At 37.5% G+C, this 18651-nt stretch carries 27 protein-coding genes and 1 pseudogene; 6 read left to right on the top strand and 22 right to left on the bottom strand.

Annotation, left to right across the window (positions count from 1 at the left end; translation table 11 throughout):
* The 22 genes and pseudogenes from ACGHIN_RS11795 to ACGHIN_RS11690 form a co-directional block, all read right to left on the bottom strand.
* Positions 1 to 305, bottom strand: a pseudogene (locus ACGHIN_RS11795) (preprotein translocase subunit SecY); the annotation flags it as partial.
* Positions 306 to 314: 9 nt separating this feature from the next.
* Positions 315 to 764 carry a 50S ribosomal protein L15 gene (gene rplO / locus ACGHIN_RS11790; RefSeq protein ID WP_123263710.1) on the bottom strand — a complete coding sequence of 150 codons (450 nt, stop codon included), beginning with the start codon at positions 762 to 764 and terminating at the stop codon, positions 315 to 317.
* Between the two features lie 96 nt (positions 765 to 860).
* Entirely contained in the window at positions 861 to 1037 is a 177-nt protein-coding gene (gene rpmD, locus ACGHIN_RS11785; protein ID WP_007839493.1) for a 50S ribosomal protein L30, read from the bottom strand.
* 11 nt (positions 1038 to 1048) lie between these two features.
* Positions 1049 to 1570: a 30S ribosomal protein S5 gene (gene rpsE, locus ACGHIN_RS11780; RefSeq protein ID WP_062162717.1), complete on the bottom strand. Its 522-nt coding sequence runs from the start codon at positions 1568 to 1570 to the stop codon at positions 1049 to 1051.
* Between the two features lie 19 nt (positions 1571 to 1589).
* Positions 1590 to 1943: a 50S ribosomal protein L18 gene (gene rplR, locus ACGHIN_RS11775; protein WP_123263711.1), complete on the bottom strand. Its 354-nt coding sequence runs from the start codon at positions 1941 to 1943 to the stop codon at positions 1590 to 1592.
* Positions 1944 to 1957: 14 nt separating this feature from the next.
* A complete protein-coding gene (rplF, locus tag ACGHIN_RS11770; protein ID WP_245142747.1) occupies positions 1958 to 2503 on the bottom strand; it encodes a 50S ribosomal protein L6 in 546 nt (181 codons plus the stop codon).
* 17 nt (positions 2504 to 2520) lie between these two features.
* A complete protein-coding gene (gene rpsH / locus ACGHIN_RS11765; protein WP_123263713.1) occupies positions 2521 to 2919 on the bottom strand; it encodes a 30S ribosomal protein S8 in 399 nt (132 codons plus the stop codon).
* Positions 2920 to 3063: 144 nt separating this feature from the next.
* Positions 3064 to 3333: a 30S ribosomal protein S14 gene (gene rpsN, locus ACGHIN_RS11760; protein WP_121462208.1), complete on the bottom strand. Its 270-nt coding sequence runs from the start codon at positions 3331 to 3333 to the stop codon at positions 3064 to 3066.
* Positions 3334 to 3336: 3 nt separating this feature from the next.
* Positions 3337 to 3888: a 50S ribosomal protein L5 gene (gene rplE, locus ACGHIN_RS11755; protein ID WP_039364081.1), complete on the bottom strand. Its 552-nt coding sequence runs from the start codon at positions 3886 to 3888 to the stop codon at positions 3337 to 3339.
* A gap of 13 nt (positions 3889 to 3901) precedes the next feature.
* Positions 3902 to 4228, bottom strand: coding sequence for a 50S ribosomal protein L24 (gene rplX / locus ACGHIN_RS11750; protein ID WP_390453700.1), 327 nt, complete (start codon positions 4226 to 4228; stop codon positions 3902 to 3904).
* Positions 4229 to 4250: 22 nt separating this feature from the next.
* Complete coding sequence (gene rplN, locus ACGHIN_RS11745; protein ID WP_007839504.1) at positions 4251 to 4619, bottom strand: 50S ribosomal protein L14; 369 nt, start codon at positions 4617 to 4619, stop codon at positions 4251 to 4253.
* Positions 4620 to 4621: 2 nt separating this feature from the next.
* Positions 4622 to 4876 (bottom strand): 30S ribosomal protein S17, encoded by a 255-nt coding sequence (rpsQ, locus tag ACGHIN_RS11740; RefSeq protein WP_002661338.1) that lies wholly within the window; start codon positions 4874 to 4876, stop codon positions 4622 to 4624.
* A 12-nt stretch (positions 4877 to 4888) separates the two neighbouring features.
* Positions 4889 to 5074 carry a 50S ribosomal protein L29 gene (rpmC, locus tag ACGHIN_RS11735; protein WP_027381309.1) on the bottom strand — a complete coding sequence of 62 codons (186 nt, stop codon included), beginning with the start codon at positions 5072 to 5074 and terminating at the stop codon, positions 4889 to 4891.
* A gap of 12 nt (positions 5075 to 5086) precedes the next feature.
* Positions 5087 to 5512, bottom strand: coding sequence for a 50S ribosomal protein L16 (gene rplP, locus ACGHIN_RS11730; RefSeq protein ID WP_121462210.1), 426 nt, complete (start codon positions 5510 to 5512; stop codon positions 5087 to 5089).
* 78 nt (positions 5513 to 5590) lie between these two features.
* Positions 5591 to 6325, bottom strand: coding sequence for a 30S ribosomal protein S3 (gene rpsC, locus ACGHIN_RS11725; RefSeq protein ID WP_390453696.1), 735 nt, complete (start codon positions 6323 to 6325; stop codon positions 5591 to 5593).
* Positions 6326 to 6332: 7 nt separating this feature from the next.
* Positions 6333 to 6731, bottom strand: a complete 399-nt coding sequence (gene rplV / locus ACGHIN_RS11720) for a 50S ribosomal protein L22 (protein WP_050020604.1) — start codon at positions 6729 to 6731, stop codon at positions 6333 to 6335.
* A 2-nt stretch (positions 6732 to 6733) separates the two neighbouring features.
* On the bottom strand, positions 6734 to 7012 hold the full coding sequence (rpsS, locus tag ACGHIN_RS11715) for a 30S ribosomal protein S19 (protein WP_002983209.1): 279 nt from the start codon (positions 7010 to 7012) through the stop codon (positions 6734 to 6736).
* 2 nt (positions 7013 to 7014) lie between these two features.
* The gene (rplB, locus tag ACGHIN_RS11710; RefSeq protein WP_390453693.1) at positions 7015 to 7836 is read right to left on the bottom strand and encodes a 50S ribosomal protein L2; all 822 of its coding nucleotides are present in this window, start codon (positions 7834 to 7836) and stop codon (positions 7015 to 7017) included.
* A 22-nt stretch (positions 7837 to 7858) separates the two neighbouring features.
* Positions 7859 to 8149: a 50S ribosomal protein L23 gene (rplW, locus tag ACGHIN_RS11705; protein ID WP_123263717.1), complete on the bottom strand. Its 291-nt coding sequence runs from the start codon at positions 8147 to 8149 to the stop codon at positions 7859 to 7861.
* A 3-nt stretch (positions 8150 to 8152) separates the two neighbouring features.
* Positions 8153 to 8782: a 50S ribosomal protein L4 gene (gene rplD, locus ACGHIN_RS11700; protein ID WP_390453690.1), complete on the bottom strand. Its 630-nt coding sequence runs from the start codon at positions 8780 to 8782 to the stop codon at positions 8153 to 8155.
* Positions 8773 to 9399, bottom strand: a complete 627-nt coding sequence (rplC, locus tag ACGHIN_RS11695; RefSeq protein WP_121462215.1) for a 50S ribosomal protein L3 — start codon at positions 9397 to 9399, stop codon at positions 8773 to 8775. Before rplC ends, rplD begins: the two co-directional genes overlap by 10 nt.
* 248 nt (positions 9400 to 9647) lie before the next feature.
* The gene (locus tag ACGHIN_RS11690) at positions 9648 to 10412 is read right to left on the bottom strand and encodes a DeoR/GlpR family DNA-binding transcription regulator (protein WP_390453705.1); all 765 of its coding nucleotides are present in this window, start codon (positions 10410 to 10412) and stop codon (positions 9648 to 9650) included.
* A gap of 116 nt (positions 10413 to 10528) precedes the next feature.
* Between ACGHIN_RS11690 and ACGHIN_RS11685 the strand changes: the two genes are divergently transcribed.
* From ACGHIN_RS11685 to ACGHIN_RS11660, 6 genes are all read left to right on the top strand, one after another.
* Complete coding sequence (locus ACGHIN_RS11685) at positions 10529 to 12118, top strand: glycerol-3-phosphate dehydrogenase/oxidase (protein ID WP_390453688.1); 1590 nt, start codon at positions 10529 to 10531, stop codon at positions 12116 to 12118.
* Positions 12119 to 12134: 16 nt separating this feature from the next.
* On the top strand, positions 12135 to 13631 hold the full coding sequence (glpK, locus tag ACGHIN_RS11680) for a glycerol kinase GlpK (protein WP_390453686.1): 1497 nt from the start codon (positions 12135 to 12137) through the stop codon (positions 13629 to 13631).
* Between the two features lie 21 nt (positions 13632 to 13652).
* Complete coding sequence (locus tag ACGHIN_RS11675) at positions 13653 to 14384, top strand: MIP/aquaporin family protein (protein WP_390453684.1); 732 nt, start codon at positions 13653 to 13655, stop codon at positions 14382 to 14384.
* A 118-nt stretch (positions 14385 to 14502) separates the two neighbouring features.
* Positions 14503 to 14916, top strand: coding sequence for a hypothetical protein (locus tag ACGHIN_RS11670; RefSeq protein WP_390453682.1), 414 nt, complete (start codon positions 14503 to 14505; stop codon positions 14914 to 14916).
* Entirely contained in the window at positions 14916 to 15896 is a 981-nt protein-coding gene (locus ACGHIN_RS11665; protein ID WP_390453680.1) for a hypothetical protein, read from the top strand. The genes ACGHIN_RS11670 and ACGHIN_RS11665 overlap by 1 nt, the downstream gene beginning before the upstream one ends.
* Positions 15897 to 15918: 22 nt before the next feature.
* Positions 15919 to 18633, top strand: coding sequence for a hypothetical protein (locus ACGHIN_RS11660; RefSeq protein ID WP_390453678.1), 2715 nt, complete (start codon positions 15919 to 15921; stop codon positions 18631 to 18633).
* Positions 18634 to 18651: the final 18 nt, after the last annotated feature.

Genomic DNA, 18651 nt, shown 5'->3' with positions numbered 1-18651 from the left:
CCCATCAACTGAACAATAATAGAAGCAGAAATATAAGGCATGATTCCTAACGCCATTACGGAAGCGTGGCTGAATGCTCCCCCCGTAAATGACGAAAGCAAGCCAAGAAGACCTGCTCCTTGCTTGTTTCCGCCTTGATTTTTATAATGCTCTAAGAGATCTCCTACTTCTGCAAGGTTAATTGCTGGTAGAGAGATATAAGATGCGAATCTATACACAAGGATAATACCTAACGTAAAAAGAATTTTATCTCTTAATTCCTTTAGGCTCCAAATATTTTTGAGGGTTTGTATAAATTCTTTCATTAGTAATTATTATAAGGTAATTGCTTTTCCACCTGCTTTAGCAATAAGCTCTTCAGCAGATTTAGTGAATTTGTCAGCTGAGATTGAAACCGCAGATTTCAATTCTCCTCTACCCATAATTTTCACTAATTCGTTTTTAGAAGCTAAACCGTTTGCTACCAAAACATCTTTCGTGATCTCACCTGTAATAGATTTGTTCTCGATTAAAGTTTGGATAGAATCCAGGTTGATCGCTCTAAACTCTTTTCTGTTTACATTTTTGAATCCGAATTTCGGTAATCTTCTTTGTAAAGGCATCTGACCTCCTTCAAAACCGATCTTCTGAGAATAACCAGCTCTTGATTTCTGTCCTTTGTGTCCTTTTGTAGAAGTACCACCTTTTCCACTACCTTGTCCTCTACCAATTCTTTTTGAATTGAAAGTAGATCCTGCAGCTGGCTTTATGTTGTTTAAATTCATTTTTTTATTGATTTAAAGATTAAATAATTTAAAGATTAAAAAATTCCGACTAAAATAGAAAGAATATTTTAATCTTTTAATCTTTGAATTTTTTAATTATTTCTGAACTTCAAGTAAGTGACTAACTGCAGCTATCATTCCTAAGATAGAAGGAGTAGCTTCGTGTTCTACAACTTGGTGAAGTTTCTTAAATCCTAATGCTTCAAGCGTTCTCTTTTGGGTTTTTGTTCTTCCAATAGCGCTTCTTACTTGTTTTACTTTAATTGTTGCCATTGTTTTGTATATTAACCGTTAAACACTTTAGTTAGAGAAACTCCTCTCATTCTAGCGATCTCTTCAGGTCTTCTGATATCCAATAACGCTTTGAAAGTAGCTTTCACCACGTTGTGAGGGTTAGAAGATCCTTTAGATTTTGAAAGGATATCGTGAATACCAGCAGATTCCAATACTGCTCTTACCGCACCTCCGGCGATAAGCCCTGTACCGTGAGAAGCAGGTCTTAAGAAGATATCTGCACCACCGTATCTAGCAGTAGTTTGGTGAGGAATGGTGTGGTTCATTACAGGAACTTTCACAAGGTTTTTCTTAGCATCTTCAACCGCTTTAGCAATTGCAGAAGCAACTTCCTTAGATTTTCCTAAACCGTAACCGATCACTCCGTCTTCGTTACCTACCACTACGATAGCAGAAAATCCGAAAGCTCTACCTCCTTTAGTTACTTTTGTTACTCTGTTAACAGCTACGAGACGATCTTTTAATTCTAATCCTCCCGGTTTTACTCTTTCTATATTATCTAGTCCTAACATATTTCCGAAATTTTTATGATTAGAATTTAAGTCCTCCTTCTCTCGCACCATCAGCCAGAGCCTTAACTCTTCCGTGATATACGAATCCGTTTCTATCAAACACTATATTTTCGATTCCTGCAGCGATAGCTTTAGCAGCGATAGCTTTACCTACAGCAGCAGAAACTTCAGTTTTAGTTCCGTTAGCATCTACACCTTTCTCTCTAGAAGAAGCTGATACTAATGTTTTTCCACTGTTATCGTCGATTAACTGAGCGTAAATTTCCTTATTACTTTTATATACAGATAATCTTGGCAATTCAGAAGATCCAGAGATTTTTCCTCTTACTCTTCTTTTGATTCTTATTCTTTTTTCTAATTTACTTAATGCCATTTTCTTATAATTTATTAAGCAGATTTACCAGCTTTACGTCTAACATTTTCACCAACGAATCTTACACCTTTTCCTTTGTATGGTTCAGGCTTTCTGAAAGAACGGATCTTTGCAGTTACCATTCCCAGAAGTTGCTTGTCATGAGACGTTAAAGTAATAATTGGGTTTTTACCTTTTTCAGTCAATGTATCTACTTTCACTTCACCAGGAAGCTCTAATACGATACCGTGAGAGAATCCTAAAGCCAACTCAAGTTTTTGTCCTGAGTGAGAAGCTCTGTATCCTACCCCTACTAATTCTAATTGTTTTGTGAATCCTTCAGATACACCTACAATCATATTATTGATCAACGCTCTGTATAAACCGTGAAGCGCCTTGTGTTGCTTAGAATCAGATGGTCTGTTTACATTCAGTTCTCCATCTTTTTGTTCTAAAGTAATTCCTGCTGTAAGCTCCTGAGAAAGTTCTCCTTTTGGACCTTTTACAGTTACCACACCTTCATTTTCAGTGATTGTAACTCCTGCTGGAATTGTTATAATTGCTTTACCAATTCTTGACATTTTCCTTTGATTAAAAATTAATAAACATAGCAGATTACTTCACCGCCTACTTTCTCTTCTCTAGCTTTCTTGTCAGTCATTACTCCTTTAGAAGTAGAGATGATAGAAATACCCAAACCGTTTAGTACTCTTGGAAGTTCAGTAGAACCTTTGTACTGTCTTAAACCTGGTCTCGAAGCTCTTTGAATAGACTTAATAGCAGGTTTGTTGGTTTGCTTATCGTACTTTAAAGCGATTTTGATCGTTCCTTGAACAGCGTTATCTTCAAACTTGTAGTTTAAGATATACCCCTGATCAAATAAGATCTTAGTAATCTCCTTTTTGATTTTCGATGCAGGAATTTCCACCACTTTGTGGCCTGCGCTTTGTGCGTTCCTTACTCTTGTTAGGAAATCTGAAATTGGATCTGTTACCATTTTTCTTTTATAAATTATTGGTTAAAGACAATCAGTATTGTAAAGACTTGAAGAGTAAAATATCAGACTTCAGAAAATCTTAGGTCTGATATTTTTTATCTTTAGTATCTGAACAACTTAATTGTCCGGATTAATTAGTAATTATTACCAACTAGCTTTTTTAACTCCCGGGATAAGACCGTTGTTTGCCATTTCTCTGAAAGTTACTCTGGAAATACCGAACGTTCTCATATATCCTCTTGGTCTACCTGTTAACTTACATCTGTTGTGCAATCTTACAGGAGAAGCATTTTTAGGAAGTTTTTGTAGTGCTTCGTAATCACCAGCTTCTTTCAAAGCTTGTCTTTTCGCAGCATATTTAGCAACTAGTGCTTCTCTTTTGCGCTCACGCGCTTTCATTGATTCTTTAGCCATTTCTTAGTTCTTTTTAAATGGTAAACCGAAGTGAGTTAATAATGCTTTAGCTTCTTTATCTGTTTTCGCGGTAGTAACGAAAGTGATGTCCATCCCCTGGATTTTTTTCACTTTGTCGATAACGATCTCAGGGAAGATGATCTGCTCAGTGATCCCTAAGTTGTAGTTTCCTCTACCATCGAAACCATCAGCTTTAATACCAGAGAAATCTCTGATACGTGGCAATGCAGAAGAAGTTAATCTGTCTAAGAACTCATACATTTTATTAGCTCTCAAAGTAACTTTTGCACCTACCGGCATTCCTTTTCTCAATTTGAAAGCAGCTTCGTCTTTCTTAGAGATTGTACCAACAGCCTTTTGACCAGTGATATTGGTAAGCTCTTCTACAGCATAATCGATGATTTTTTTATCAGCAGTAGCGTCTCCTAAACCTTGAGATAAAATAATTTTCTCAAGTTTTGGTACTTGCATTACTGATTTGTATCCGAATTCTTCCATCATTGCTGGAACAATCGTTTCTTTATATGCTTTTTTGGGTCTTGCTATATATTCCATGTGTTCTTAAAAATTATAAAGTTTCACCCGTTTTCTTATTGATTCTTACCTTCTTATCTCCTTCAGTTTTGTAACCTACTTTGATAGCTTTTCCGTCTTTACCAACTAAAGCTACGTTTGAGATATGAATAGAAGCTTCTCTTTCAACGATTCCTCCTTGAGGGTTAGAAGCTGAAGGCTTAACGTGCTTTTTGATGATGTTAAGTCCTGCTACAACAACTCTTGGGTCTTTTCCTTCTTTTTTGATCACTTCAATAACTTCACCTGTCTTACCTTTGATCTCTTTCTTACCAGTAGTAATGATGACGTTATCTCCTCTTTTTATTTTTAACTTTGACATTTTCTTTTAAAAATTTTAAAAATTAAAGTACTTCAGGAGCTAATGAAATGATTTTCATATATTCTTTGTCTCTCAACTCACGAGCAACCGGTCCGAAAACACGAGTTCCTCTCATTTCTCCCGCTGCGTTTAGCAATACACAAGCATTGTCTTCGAATTTGATGTATGAACCATCTTTTCTTCTTACTGCTTTTTTAGTTCTTACTACTACAGCTTTAGATACCTGACCTTTTTTAGCGTTTCCTGATGGTGTAGAATCTTTGATAGTAACAACGATTTTATCACCAACTGAAGCATATCTTCTTCTGGTTCCTCCCAGAACTCTGATAACTAATACTTCTTTAGCACCTGTGTTATCAGCAACTTTTAATCTTGATTCTGTTTGTAACATTATTACTTAGCTTTTTCAATGATTCTTACTAATCTCCATCTCTTGTTCTTGCTCAAAGGTCTAGTTTCTTGGATCAAAACTGTATCTCCTTCGTTGCATTCGTTGTTTTCGTCGTGTGCAGTATATTTTTTCGTTTTCAATACGAATTTACCGTACATCGGGTGTTTCATTCTCATCGTTTCACTAACAACAATGGTTTTTTCCATTTTATTGCTGGAAACAACTCCGATTCTTTCTTTTCTTAAATTTCTTTCCATTGTAAAATGAAATTATTGTTTGTTAGTTAACTCAGTATTTAGTCTTGCGATTGTTTTTCTCAAATCTCTGATTTGGATCGGGTTTTCAATTGGGCTGATTGCATGAGCCAATTTCAGTTTAGAATATTGAGCTTTTGCTTCAGTTAATTGTGCTTGAATATCACCCGCGCTTAAATTTTTAATATCAGCTTTTTTCATTGTATTCAAAGATTATAGAGGTTTAACAAAATCGTTAGCAACTACGAATTTAGTAACTACTGGTAATTTTTGTGCGGCAAGTCTAAGAGCTTCTTTCGCTACTTCGTAAGGTACTCCTCCAACTTCGAACATAATTTTACCTGGTTTTACTACAGCTACCCAATATTCCACAGCACCTTTACCTTTACCCATCCTTACTTCAGCTGGTTTTTTAGTAATTGGTTTATCCGGGAAGATTTTGATCCATAGCTGACCTTCTCTCTTCATATATCTTGTCGCAGCGATACGCGCAGCTTCAATTTGTCTTGCAGTGATCCAAGCTCCTTCTATAGCTTTGATTCCGAAAGTTCCGTAAGCGAGTTGATTACCTCTCTGGGCATTCCCCTTCATCTTCATCTTATGAACTCTACGGAATTTGGTTCTTTTTGGTTGTAACATAATTTCTTAAATTTTAGATTTTAGAATTTAGATTTTAAAAAAGTAACGGTAATTTAAAAACTATCCTCTAAAATTTTATTAATTATTTTTTTTATCTCTTGAAGGTCTTCTGTTATCTCTATCTCCTCTGTTTCCACCTCCTGAAGGTCCTTTTTTCTGTTGTCCCACTAGTGGAGAAAGTTCTCTTTTACCGTAAACTTCCCCTTTCATGATCCAAACTTTTACCCCTAGCTTACCATACTGAGTTAAAGCTTCAGCAATGTGATAATCGATATCCGCTCTGAAAGTAGACAATGGGATTCTTCCTTCTTTGAAAGATTCACTTCTTGCCATTTCAGCTCCGTTCAATCTACCAGAGATTTGAACTCTGATACCTTCACCACCCATTCTCATTGTTCCAGCCATTGCCATTTTAACAGCTCTTCTATAAGAAATTCTGTTTTCAATTTGCTTAGCGATGCTGTCAGCCACTAATACTGCGTCAAGTTCAGGTCTTTTGATTTCGAAGATGTTGATTTGAATATCCTTTTTAGTCAATTTCTTCAACTCTTCTTTCAATTTATCAACTTCCTGACCTCCTTTACCGATGATTAATCCCGGTCTAGCAGTAGTGATAGTAACTGTTACTAATTTTAATGTTCTTTCAATATAAATTTTTGAAATACCACCTTTAGATAATCTAGCTTCAAGGTATCTTCTGATTTTGTAGTCTTCAGCGATTCTGTCTCCATAATCGTTTCCGCCAAACCAGTTAGAATCCCATCCTCTGATGATACCTAATCTGTTACCAATTGGATTTGTCTTCTGTCCCATACCTTGATTAATTTTCTTTATTACCTAAGATTAATGTAACGTGGTTAGATCTTTTTCTGATTCTATACCCTCTACCTTGCGGCGCTGGTCTTAGTCTCTTCAATTGTCTTGCACTATCCACAAAAATTTCTTTAACGATAAGGTTAGCTTCCTCGATGTCAGCTCCTTCGTTTTTCACTTGCCAGTTAGCAATTGCAGAAAGAAGTAATTTTTCTAATTTGTTAGAAGCCTCTTTCTTAGAATATTTAAGGATATAAAGTGCTTTATCTACCTGCTCTCCTCTAATGATATCAGCAACTAATCTCATTTTTCTTGGAGAAGAAGGGCAGTTGTTTAATGAAGCTTTAACAACGTCTTTGTTAGCTTCTTTTCTTGCGATTGCGCTATCTTGTTTTCTTGATCCCATGATTATCTGCTTCCTTTGTTTTTGTTACCACCATGACCTCTGAAAGATCTTGTTGGAGAAAATTCGCCTAACTTGTGACCAACCATGTTTTCTGTAACGTATACAGGGATAAAAGATTTCCCGTTGTGTACAGCAATAGTTTGTCCTACGAAGTCCGGAGAGATCATAGATGCTCTAGACCAAGTTTTGATAACTGTCTTCTTACCAGACTCTATATTTGCCTGAACCTTCTTATCTAAAGTATGATGAATGAACGGTCCTTTTTTAAGTGATCTTGCCATAATTATTTTCTTTTAGATACGATGTAACGGTTAGACACTTTGTTTTTCTTTCTAGTTTTGTAACCTTTAGCCGGTTTACCGTTTCTAGATCTTGGGTGACCTCCAGAAGAACGTCCTTCACCACCACCCATCGGGTGATCTACAGGGTTCATTACTACCGCTCTTGTTCTTGGTCTTCTACCTAACCATCTGCTTCTACCAGCTTTACCTGATACAGTTAATTGGTGATCAGAGTTAGAAACTGAACCAATCATAGCCATACATTCAGTAAGGATCATTCTGGATTCTCCTGAAGGCAATTTGATGATGGCATATTTTCCGTCTCTTGAAGTTAATTGAGCTGAAGAACCAGCACTTCTTGCTAAAATAGCACCTTGACCAGGCTTCATTTCGATACAAGAAATTACAGTACCCAATGGAATGTGTTTCAATTTCATTGCATTCCCTACGTTTGGTTCTACGTTCTCTCCTGAAACCACTTTTTGATCAACTTTGATACCGTTTGGAGCGATGATGTATCTCTTCTCTCCGTCTGCGTACTCTAATAAAGCGATAAATGCAGTTCTGTTTGGATCGTATTCTACAGATTTTACAGTGGCTTCAACGTTTGCTTTGTTTCTTTTGAAGTCAATAATTCTGTATTTCTTTTTGTGTCCACCTCCGGTGTAACGCATGGTCATTTTACCTGTTTGGTTACGTCCACCTGACTTTTTAATACCAACTGTAAGAGATTTCTCTGGTTTGTTGGTAGTAATTTCCTCAAAATTGTTTACAATTCTGAATCTCTGTCCCGGGGTGATAGGTTTTAATTTTCTAACAGACATTACTATTATTTATAATTAATAATTAATTTACAGCAAAAATATCGATAACCTCACCTTCAGCAAGTTTGATTACCGCTTTTTTCAATTTGTTCGTCTTTCCTACTTGAAGACCTTTCTTTGTATATTTCGCAGATACCTTAGGAGCATAAATCATTGTATTTACGTCTGCTACTTTTACACCATAAGCCGCTTCTACAGCCTTCTTAATCTGGATTTTATTCGCCTTAGTATCTACCAAGAAAGAATAAGAACCTCTTAAATCTGTAAGGTAATTAGCCTTTTCTGAAATAACTGGTTTAATAATAATAGACATGATTTATTTCTTTAAATTTTCCTGGAATTTTTCAACTGCACCTTCGAAGAATACGATCTCACCTGCATTTACTAAGTCGTAAGAACTGATCTCGTTGAAGTTCATTACTTTAGTTTTAGGTAAGTTTCTTGAAGATAAATATACATTCTTGTTAGCTTCAGGAAGAACGAATAAAGATTTTTTACCGTTAAGTTCCAATGCATTCAATACATTGATGAAATCTTTAGTCTTAGGAGCGTTCAAGCTCATATCTTCTAAAACTCTGATGCTGTTGTCTCTCATTTTCTGAGATAAAACAGATTTTTTAGCTAATCTCTTAAGAGCTTTGTTCAATTTGAATCTGTAGTCTCTTGGTTTTGGTCCGAATACTCTACCTCCACCTCTGAAAACCGGAGATTTGATATCCCCGTATCTAGCAGAACCAGATCCTTTTTGCTTCTTAAGTTTTTTAGTAGAAGCAGTAATTTCGCTTCTTTCTTTTGCTTTATGAGTACCTTGTCTCTGAGCAGCAAGATACTGTTTAACTTCTAAGTAAACCGCATGCTGATTTGGCTCAATTCCGAATACTGATTCGTCTAGAGTTACTTTTCTTCCGGTCTCTTTTCCTGATGTATTTAATACTACTAGTTCCATTTTCTGATAATTACATAAGAATTTTTAGCTCCCGGAACAGCACCTTTTACTACTAAAAGATTTTGTTCTTGATCCACTTTTAATACCTGAAGGTTTTGAACAGTTACCTGCTTACCTCCCATTCTTCCAGCCATTCTCATCCCTTTGAATACTCTTGAAGGGTCTGAACCAGCACCGATAGAACCTGGAGCTCTAAGTCTGTTGTGCTGACCATGAGTTGCCTGCATTACACCTCCAAATCCGTGTCTTTTAACAACACCTTGGAAACCTTTACCTTTAGAAGTACCTGTTACGTCAACGAATTCACCTTCAGCGAATAAGTTTACAGTTACCTCTTCTCCTACTTTTACTTCATCAACAAATTCTCTGTAGAATTCAACCAATTTAGCTTTAGGAGCAGAACCAGCCTTTTTAAAATGACCAGCTAACGCTTTACCAACGTTCTTCTCACTCTTGTCATCGAAACCTAATTGAACAGATTTGTATCCGTCTTTTTCTAAGGTTCTGACCTGTAAAACCGAGCATGGACCAGCTTGGATAACTGTACAAGGAATGTTTTTTCCTTCTTCGTTAAACAAAGATGTCATACCGATTTTTTTACCAATAATACCTGACATTGTTTATATTATAATAAAATTTATCCTTTATTTATCATCATTTCAAAGAGGTCTAAAGCAATTTCTACTTTTGATATAGGCATACTACGCCCCTAAAATGAGTGTGCAAATTTATGAATAATTTTACAACTGACAAATATTTACAGCAAAATATTTTGATTTTTAATCAATTAGATCATTTTAGAAAAATTCAGGTGAAATTTCCCGAAAAAAATTTTGGATTGTAAAAAAATTTAAAACCGAATGTTTTAATTAACAATTACATCCACTCCAATTTCTTCAAGCCTCATTTTATCTTCCTCCAAAATATCCTTATCCGTAATCAAATAATCCATTTTATCCAAGTCAGCAATTTTACCGAAGCCTTTTTTATTTAATTTGGAAGAGTCTGCAAGGATCACCACTTTATCGGAACAATCGATCATTAATTGATTGAGGTGAGCTTCTGCCGCATTGGATGTACTTAAGCCGAAATCCATATCGATTCCGTCTACACCAAGGAATAGTTTGTTGCAGGAAAATTGTTTAAGAATCGTTTCGGAAATGGACCCGACAATAGAAGTTGAGCTTTTTCTCACCTCACCTCCCAATTGTATGATATTAATATGAGGATTATTGCAAAGCTCGATAGCAACTCTTAAAGAAGAGGTCAGAACCGTTAAAGGCCCAAAATTAACCAGCATTCTCGCCAGATAGTGCATCGTAGTCCCGGAAGCCAGGATAATGCAGTCATTTTCCTGAATTAAAGACAAAGCCGCTTTTGCGATGTTCTGTTTCGCTTCTACGTTGATGTTTTCCTTTTCATCTACATTCTTTTCATAGGCGTATCTTACATGTTTACTTGCCCCGCCATGATTCCGGAAAAGCAGCCCTAAGCTTTCGAGATAATTCAGATCCTTTCGAATCGTAACCGACGAAACATTAAATTTTTCACACAGATCCTGAACGAGTACATAGTCTTTCTCATACAGTTCTTTCAGTATATCGTTGTGTCTCGCCAGTAGTTTTTCCATTCCTTTTCGTTTCATCAAAAATAGCATTTTTATTTAGATTCGAAAAATTTCATTTATTTTCTTTTATATTTCGTTTTAAATTTTATACTTTTGAAAACGAAACATAACGAAATATTATGAAACGAAATGAAGAACTCACTAAACTAACCTCCGTTAAGGAATGGGACTTTATTGTTATTGGGGGCGGAGTAAGCGGTTTGGGTTCAGCATTGGATGCAGTAAGCAGAGGATTCAAAACATTATTGCTGGAATCGCATGATTTTGCAAAAGCCACTTCCAGCAGAAGCACCAAACTGGTGCATGGCGGGGTGCGGTATTTAGCACAGGGTGATATCGGTTTAGTAAGGGAAGCATTGAAAGAAAGAGGATTGTTGGCTAAAAATGCAGCCCATGTGGTTAAAAATCAATCTTTCATTATCCCCAACTATACCTGGTGGGGAGGAATGTATTATAAAATAGGGCTTTCCATTTATGATTTCCTGTCAGGAAAGCTAAGTTTAGGGAAAACCAAATACATCAGCAAAGCAAAAACTGTGGAAAAGCTTCCCACTATTGAGCAAAAAAACCTCACAAGCGGAGTAGTTTATCAGGATGGCCAGTTTGATGATGCCCGCTTAGCGATTAATCTTACCCAGACGATTATTGAAAAAGGAGGAAGCGCAGTTAATTACCTTAAAGTAATCAACCTGCTTAAAAACAGCTCTAATAAAATCATAGGTGTTGTTGCGGAAGACCAATTCACCAGACAGCAATATAGCATTTATACAAAAGTGGTTATTAACGCAACCGGCGTCTTTACGAATGACATATTAAATATGAATAACCCGAAACATGGGAAATTTGTCGTTCCAAGCCAGGGGATTCATCTGGTTTTAGATAAATCATTCCTGAAAAGTGATGATGCCATTATGATCCCTGAAACTTCAGACGGAAGGGTTTTGTTTGTCGTTCCGTGGCATGACAGAGTTTTGGTGGGAACAACCGATACTTTATTGGAAAACGAAAGTTTTGAACCAAGGGCGCTGGAAGAAGAGATCAGCTTCGTTTTAAATACGGCAAGACAATATTTGGCAAAAAAACCAATCCGGGAAGATGTGAAATCCGTATTTGCGGGACTTCGCCCTCTTGCAGCCCCGAAAGACGGAAGCAAAAACACCAAAGAAGTTTCGAGAAGCCATAAAGTTGTGACTTCCGATACCGGCTTGATCTCCATTATCGGCGGAAAATGGACCACTTACCGTAAAATGGCGGAAGATACCATTAATGAAGCCATGAGAGTTCATCATTTAGGAATTACAACTTCTAAAACAGAACATCTTTCGATTCATGGAAACGTAAAACCAGAAACAGTTGACAGGTCCAGCCATCTCTATGTTTATGGTTCAGACATTCCGGCCATCAAAGCCCTGCAAGAGAGTAATGCTGAATATTCAGAAAAAATACACCCTGATCATCCATTTACAGTAGCGGAAGCTGTTTGGGCTATCCGGAACGAAATGGCAGAAACCATCGAGGATATTTTAGCCCGAAGAGTACGTCTACTATTTTTAGATGCGAGAGCAGCGATCGACAGTGCACACAAAATAGCTGCTATCATTGCTAAAGAAAACGGCCATTCCGAAGAATGGGCCCATGAACAGGAAAAAGAATTTGTTGAACTGGCTAAAGGATATTTATTAACGCCTTATTCTCCAAGATCCATCTAACTCTAATAATGCCACAATGAGTGAAAAGTTAATTCTCGCTTTGGACCAAGGTACGACTTCGTCGAGAGCCATCTTATTTAATCACAGCGGAGAAATCGAATATATTTCTCAGAAGAATTTTGAACAGATATACCCTACTCCGGGCTGGGTAGAGCATGATCCTAATGAAATCTGGTCTTCCCAGATTTCCGTTGCAGCAGAAATCATTGCCAAAGCAGGAATCTCAGGAAGAGAAGTGGCCGCCATCGGCATTACCAACCAACGAGAGACTACCGTTGTTTGGGATAAAGAAACCGGAGAAGCCGTTTACAATGCGATCGTCTGGCAGGACAGAAGAACTTCCAAATATTGTGATGAATTAAAAGAACAGGGGCATGCAGAAATGATCAAAGAAAAAACAGGCCTGGTATTAGACGCCTATTTTTCGGCTACAAAACTGAAATGGATTCTGGATCATGTGGAAGGAGCAAGAGAGAAAGCGGAAGAAGGAAGATTATGTTTCGGGACTGTAGACACTTTTCTGGTATGGAAGCTGACCCGTGGAAAAATGTTTATTACCGATGTTTCGAACGCAAGCAGAACCATGCTTCTGAATATCCATACATTAGAGTGGGACAATGATTTATTAGAATTATTCAATATTCCAAGGGCTATTCTTCCGGAAGTAAAACAAAGCAGTGAAATTTACGGCGAAACAGCCACCACCCTCTTCTCTACAAAAATTCCGATCGCAGGAATAGCGGGAGATCAGCAGGCTGCTTTATTCGGACAGATGTGTACCCAGCCGGGAATGGTAAAAAATACATACGGGACAGGATGCTTCCTTTTAATGAATACCGGAAAAGAAGCTGTAGCCTCAAAAAATAATTTATTAACCACTGTTGCCTGGAAAATTAATGGCAATGTGAATTATGCGTTGGAAGGAAGCGTATTCGTAGGCGGCGCAGCCATCCAATGGTTGAGAGATGGTTTGAAATTAATTAATTCTGCGGAAGAGATTAATGATCTGGCCCAAACCGTTGAAGATAATGGCGGAGTATATTTTGTTCCTGCATTGACAGGTTTAGGGGCTCCTCATTGGGATCAATACGCTCGCGGAACTATTGTGGGAATCACCCGTGGAACAACGAACGGACATATTGCAAGAGCAACACTGGAAGGAATTGCCTTTCAGGTGTATGATATCGTGAAAGCGATGGAAGCGGATTCCGGAACGGAAAGCTTTGAATTGAGAGTGGATGGCGGTGCTTCTGCGAGTGATCTTTTAATGCAGATCCAATCTGATTTATTCGGGTTTAAAATCACAAGACCAAAAACATTGGAAACAACAGCTTTAGGAGCTGCCTATCTGGCCGGCCTGGCGGTGGGGTACTGGAAAAGCATTGATGAGATACAGTCTCAATGGATTGTTGACAAAGATTTCCATCCACAATTGGAAAAAGAGAAAGCTGAGAAAATGATCAATACCTGGAGCAAGGCTGTTCAGCGTTCTCAAAGTTGGATAGAAGATTAATGACTTCACAAAAAATACAATATGACTCCATTTATAGCAGAAATAATCGGAACCTTGCTTCTGATCTTATTAGGAAACGGTGTTGTAGCCAATGTAGTCCTGAAAGGGACCAAAGGCAACAATTCCGGATGGATTGTAATTACTACAGCCTGGGCATTGGCTGTTTTCATAGGGGTAACCATTGCAGGACCTGTCAGCGGGGCACATTTAAATCCGGCGGTAACTTTAGGTCTGGCTATAGCCGGAAAATTTTCATGGGACCTAGTACCTTCTTATATGGCAGCACAGATGATCGGTGCGATGTCCGGAGCCTTTTTGGTTTGGCTGTTCAATAAAGATCATTTTGCCATTACCGAAGATGAAGGGGCAAAACTGGCATGTTTCAGTACGGGTCCAGCTATCAGGAAACCCATTTCAAATCTGATCAGCGAGATCATCGGGACTTTTGTATTGGTATTTGTGATTTTCCATTTCGCAGATCCAAGCCTTACCCTAAGCAATGATCCAACTGCTAAAATAGGATTAGGAACAGTAGGAGCTTTACCTGTTACGTTTTTAGTCTGGGCAATTGGGCTGTCTCTAGGAGGCACAACGGGCTATGCCATTAACCCGGCAAGAGATCTGGGCCCAAGGATCATGCATTCTATTCTGCCGGTAAAAGGAGGCAGTGACTGGAGCTATGCATGGATACCTATTGCGGGACCTCTTTTAGGTGCAACTATTGCCGCATTATTATATGGAGTTTTAAACTAAAACAATTACTGTTTACACAATAGCATTGGCTTTTTTTATAAACATCCTTAAAAATAATTACCGTAATTCTACGATTTAATTTTTGCTCAGATATTATTAATTTTGAGAAAAATTACTTATGAAAAATATTTTCAGTCTACTTATTTTCTGCATCAGCATGATGGCTTTTGCACAGTCCGGAGCACCGTTCACAGGAAGAAGAGATTTTAATGTCGAACCGGGTGCAAGCGGTTCCGGAACTCCTGCCTACTACCTTGAGGTAAAAAGTAATGGTGATGTTCATTTTGGTTTTCTTCAGATCAATCAGGCCGACGGAACAGAAACCAGAGAAGAAATCAACGCCGGAAAATACAATCCAAAGGTAATGAAAGTTCATTTCAAGACATACAATGAAACGTTCTATGTGAAATTCGACAAGGAAAAAATTTATCTTACAGACGAAAATGGAAGTATAAAAAAATCTGAGGACTGTTGCCCCGTTTCGGAAATGAGTAAAGGAAGCTGCACCTGCGAAAGTATATTCTACAGATAATGAAAGTACTTCCGTTTTTACTTTTTCTTTTATGCCTAACTTCTTGTCGAGATACTGAAAACCATCCCTACACTTTTTACTATTGGAAAACACATCTCTTATTAAACCCTGAAGAGAAAAAGGTATTAGATCAGGCCACCGCCCCTTATTTGTACACCCGCTTTTTTGACGTGGATAAAGTGAACGGGAAGTTTCAGCCTGTTGCCGTTATTACAAAGGACCAGAGTTTCAGGAGCGATAAGCAAATTGTTCCCACTGTTTTTATTACAAATCAGACTTTCCTGAATATTACTGAAGGGGAGATTAAATTCCTTGCTCAAAACATTCATGCGCTAATCCAAAAGAAAACAAAAGAGTATGGATTGAAAGTTACTAATGAAATTCAGATTGATTGTGACTGGACCGGCGGAACACGTACCGATTACTTCATATTCTTGAAGGAATTAAAAAAAATTTCAGGAAAAGAAATTACGTGTACCCTTCGGCTTCATCAGGTAAAAGATAAAAACCTGACCGGAGTTCCTCCGGTAGAAAAAGTATATCTGATGTGCTACTCTACTTCTTCCCCATTGGAAACGTCAGATAGGAATTCCATCTTAGATGTCAATATTCTGAAAAGTTATCTCGCCAGGCTGGAGGATTATCCCATTAAAAAAATTGAGGTTGCTCTTCCCATTTATTCATGGGGAATTGTCACCAACCATTTGGGAAAGCATAAGCTCATTAATGCTTTATCTCTTAAGGATCTTAATAACCCTGCTTTTAAAAGAACAGCTGATGATGAAGTGATCATTACCAAAGACGGTTTTTACTTCGGAAATTTTTTGAATAAAGGTTTCACCATTAAAGTAGAAGAAATTGCAGAAAGTCAGCTGAAAGACGTCATTGGTTTCCTGAATAAAAAAATACCCCATTTTACGATTATATATTATCAATTAGATAGTAAATTTGTATTCAACCGCAACCTTGAAAAGTTGTAAGTCACCTACAAACAAAACTAATATGAAAAAACACATTCTTTCACTGGCGATTCTATCGCTTTTGTATACAAAAACAAATGCCTGTGCATGGGCCGACCCGGACTATGACTATTTCAACCTGTTTACCCAGACGATCATTAAGGATAAGTCTTATCTTCCTTTTCTTCATAGCTATTCTACGAGATTCTATACGGAATTCAAACCTTCACAGATCCCTGATGAAAATATAGCTTCCTGGAAACAGTTTTTCAATAATCAGTTAAGCTATGCCGAAACAGATTATCTGGTAAATAAAATGAGCATGAATGATCTTAATGATCTGAAAAAAGGAAGCCCGAATAATCCATTACTAAAAAAGCTGGGTACCGGCTTCTATTCAAAATACCGCGAAGGAATCGATTATCTTATCGAAGCCAAATACTTAGAGCCTTATATGAGGATTAATTTCGTTGAAAACCCGGACTCTTTTTATTACAGCCGTGCAGAAAGTGATAAAAATGCAACAAATTTAGATTATAACAAAACCGTTTCTGCTTTGACGTCTTTGTATAATGCGACGAAAAACCCTGAGATCAAGCAACGATACGGATATCAGCTCGTCCGCTTCAATCACTATACCCGAAATTATGATGAAGCGTTACAGGCGTTCAAAACCTATGTCGAACCTATCCGGTTGAAAGGAGCTCCCTATTTCATGGCTCTTGATCAATTAGCAGGTGCACAAAGGGGCTTACAGATGAATGGTGATGCCAACTGGAATTTCTTCCAGGTTTTCATGAACAGTAAAAGCCGCAAAGAGTCTGCTTTTGTTTCCATGAAGCTTTCGGATACTGCTTCTTTCAACAATATCATGAAAAGAGCCGGAAGCAATGAGGAGAAGAACATGGCGTATTTCCTTTTGGGATATGAAGATTTTGCCAATCCGATTCCGTTAATGGAAAAAATGTATGACATTAATCCTGATTCCGAGATTTTAAAGGTGATGGCTGCAAGAAGCATCAATGAGCTTGAGAGAAGTTATCTTCCAACATATTATTATACTTCAGATGATGCGAACAATCCTGTTGCTCAAAAAAGTAATCCCGATAAGCCTGCCGATCAAACACAGGCCAAGGAAGTAAAAAAAGAGAAGCTTTCTTTCTGGGATAAAATTGTACGGTTCTTTAAAAATCTTTTTGGCGGCTCCAAATCTGATAAAAAAGAAGGCGAGAGGAAGTCTGACCAGAGTGATGATGAATTATTGGAAAACCCGAACAGGATTCCTTTCTATACCCAGAACACAGGTTTCTACTGGTCCGAAAATAAGCCTACAGATTTTTTAGGTGATCTGACTAAATTCACTGAGAAAACCAAAGAAAAATCTAAAGACGAATTCTGGCAAATTGCGGATGCTTATTTGAAATTCCTGAGCAAGGATTATGAGGGCAGTACAGAAATTCTCAATGATATCAAAACCAATAACCCGGAATATCTTGAAGAGATCAAAAGGATGAAAGTCCTGAATGATATTGTTTCCCAGCCTAAGATCACTGCGGAATACGAAGATCATCTAATGAAGAACTATTCAGAATATTTCATAGAAAAAGAGCCTAAAAAAGATAGTATGGGAGTTTATGAGTATGAATATGGCCCGGTTCCTTCCACAGCTTCTTTCCTCAAGGATGTTCTGGCCAATCGTTATTATCTTCAGGGAGAGGACGGAAAATCATTCTTGATGAGCAATCGGCTTTCAGATCTCCAGTACAATCCGAATTCAAGCCTGGTGAAAAGCGTGGAAGACTTTTACAGAAAACCAAAGAAAACTCAGTTTGAACAGCAGATCATCGCCAAAAACATGGATGATGTGGGCAATATTGATGCTTTTTTCAGTGTGATTTATGGTGACAGGGCGATGAGAACCGGAGATTTTGTAAAAGCAAAATCTTATTATGAAAAAGCACAAGGTTTTGTGGGGATTCCAAGACTGAATTACGACTGGGTTTCCAGCGAGCAGCCAAAAGTTCCGCATAAGTATGCCGCTGATGAATATAACGGCTTCAGGAATATTTCGAATCTGGTATTCGGCCATAACGTATGGGAAAGCTTTGAAAGTTCAGCTGATGTAAGTATGGAAGCCGAAGACTATTCACAATTCCCATTCATTAAACCAAATATGAACAAACTGGAAATAGCGGATGCCCTGATTCAGCTTACCAAAATAGCCAACAGCAAAGATGTAAAAGCGGCCAAAGCAAATCAGCTGATCGGCAATTTACTTTATAACACTTCTATTCTTGGGTATTATAGACATTTATTCGTAATGGATGTCGACAATATGAATGGCGGGAAGTTTGATTTCTGGAGCACCAAAAATAAATCGCCTTATCAGTATTATTATAAAAATTTCCTGTATTCTTCTTACATAGAGCCTGATAATTTTGACTTGGCGATCAATTATTATAAAAAAGCACTGCAGCTTACTCCTGATCATGAGCAAAAAGCCAGAATTCTTTTCCAGATGGCCAGCGCAGAGCAAGGAAAATACTATCAGTATGAGGCTAAAAATCCTGCCAATATCGATTACTCTGATCCGAAATGGACAGAAAAAAATAATGCTCATGAAAAGCAGATGCAGGACATTAAAAATCAAAAATTCAGAACATACTTTGCTTTATTGAAAACACAATATGCCAATACAGAAACAGCAAAGAGCTTAATGGGCAGCTGTTCTTATTTTGATTATTTTATGAAACGATAATTTCTAATGGATAAAAAA

The organism is Chryseobacterium barbadense, from assembly GCF_042849955.1.
Classification (GTDB): Bacteria; Bacteroidota; Bacteroidia; order Flavobacteriales; family Weeksellaceae; genus Chryseobacterium.
Note: the sequence above shows the minus strand (reverse complement) of the source record. Positions and strands in the feature narration are given on the sequence as shown.

Bases quoted from the DNA above. Each gene is read 5' to 3' on its own strand.
- ACGHIN_RS11670 (WP_390453682.1), top strand. From the start codon at position 14,503: ATGAAAAATATTTTCAGTCTACTTATTTTCTGCATCAGCATGATGGCT.
- rplX (WP_390453700.1), bottom strand. From the start codon at position 4,228: ATGTCAAAGTTAAAAATAAAAAGAGGAGATAACGTCATCATTACTACT.
- rplB (WP_390453693.1), bottom strand. From the start codon at position 7,836: ATGTCTGTTAGAAAATTAAAACCTATCACCCCGGGACAGAGATTCAGA.
- ACGHIN_RS11675 (WP_390453684.1), top strand. From the start codon at position 13,653: ATGACTCCATTTATAGCAGAAATAATCGGAACCTTGCTTCTGATCTTA.
- rplD (WP_390453690.1), bottom strand. From the start codon at position 8,782: ATGGAACTAGTAGTATTAAATACATCAGGAAAAGAGACCGGAAGAAAA.
- rpsS (WP_002983209.1), bottom strand. From the start codon at position 7,012: ATGGCAAGATCACTTAAAAAAGGACCGTTCATTCATCATACTTTAGAT.
- rplR (WP_123263711.1), bottom strand. From the start codon at position 1,943: ATGGCATTAAGTAAATTAGAAAAAAGAATAAGAATCAAAAGAAGAGTA.
- rpsN (WP_121462208.1), bottom strand. From the start codon at position 3,333: ATGGCTAAAGAATCAATGAAAGCGCGTGAGCGCAAAAGAGAAGCACTA.
- rplE (WP_039364081.1), bottom strand. From the start codon at position 3,888: ATGGAATATATAGCAAGACCCAAAAAAGCATATAAAGAAACGATTGTT.
- rpsH (WP_123263713.1), bottom strand. From the start codon at position 2,919: ATGGTAACAGATCCAATTTCAGATTTCCTAACAAGAGTAAGGAACGCA.
- rplC (WP_121462215.1), bottom strand. From the start codon at position 9,399: ATGTCAGGTATTATTGGTAAAAAAATCGGTATGACATCTTTGTTTAAC.
- rpmD (WP_007839493.1), bottom strand. From the start codon at position 1,037: ATGGCAACAATTAAAGTAAAACAAGTAAGAAGCGCTATTGGAAGAACA.
- rplW (WP_123263717.1), bottom strand. From the start codon at position 8,149: ATGTCTATTATTATTAAACCAGTTATTTCAGAAAAGGCTAATTACCTT.
- rpsQ (WP_002661338.1), bottom strand. From the start codon at position 4,876: ATGGAAAGAAATTTAAGAAAAGAAAGAATCGGAGTTGTTTCCAGCAAT.
- glpK (WP_390453686.1), top strand. From the start codon at position 12,135: ATGAGTGAAAAGTTAATTCTCGCTTTGGACCAAGGTACGACTTCGTCG.
- rplP (WP_121462210.1), bottom strand. From the start codon at position 5,512: ATGTTACAACCAAAAAGAACCAAATTCCGTAGAGTTCATAAGATGAAG.
- rpsE (WP_062162717.1), bottom strand. From the start codon at position 1,570: ATGTTAGGACTAGATAATATAGAAAGAGTAAAACCGGGAGGATTAGAA.
- ACGHIN_RS11660 (WP_390453678.1), top strand. From the start codon at position 15,919: ATGAAAAAACACATTCTTTCACTGGCGATTCTATCGCTTTTGTATACA.
- rplF (WP_245142747.1), bottom strand. From the start codon at position 2,503: ATGTCAAGAATTGGTAAAGCAATTATAACAATTCCAGCAGGAGTTACA.
- rpsC (WP_390453696.1), bottom strand. From the start codon at position 6,325: ATGGGACAGAAGACAAATCCAATTGGTAACAGATTAGGTATCATCAGA.
- ACGHIN_RS11685 (WP_390453688.1), top strand. From the start codon at position 10,529: ATGAAACGAAATGAAGAACTCACTAAACTAACCTCCGTTAAGGAATGG.
- ACGHIN_RS11665 (WP_390453680.1), top strand. From the start codon at position 14,916: ATGAAAGTACTTCCGTTTTTACTTTTTCTTTTATGCCTAACTTCTTGT.
- rplN (WP_007839504.1), bottom strand. From the start codon at position 4,619: ATGTTACAAACAGAATCAAGATTAAAAGTTGCTGATAACACAGGTGCT.
- ACGHIN_RS11690 (WP_390453705.1), bottom strand. From the start codon at position 10,412: ATGGAAAAACTACTGGCGAGACACAACGATATACTGAAAGAACTGTAT.
- rpmC (WP_027381309.1), bottom strand. From the start codon at position 5,074: ATGAAAAAAGCTGATATTAAAAATTTAAGCGCGGGTGATATTCAAGCA.
- rplV (WP_050020604.1), bottom strand. From the start codon at position 6,731: ATGGGATCAAGAAAACAAGATAGCGCAATCGCAAGAAAAGAAGCTAAC.
- rplO (WP_123263710.1), bottom strand. From the start codon at position 764: ATGAATTTAAACAACATAAAGCCAGCTGCAGGATCTACTTTCAATTCA.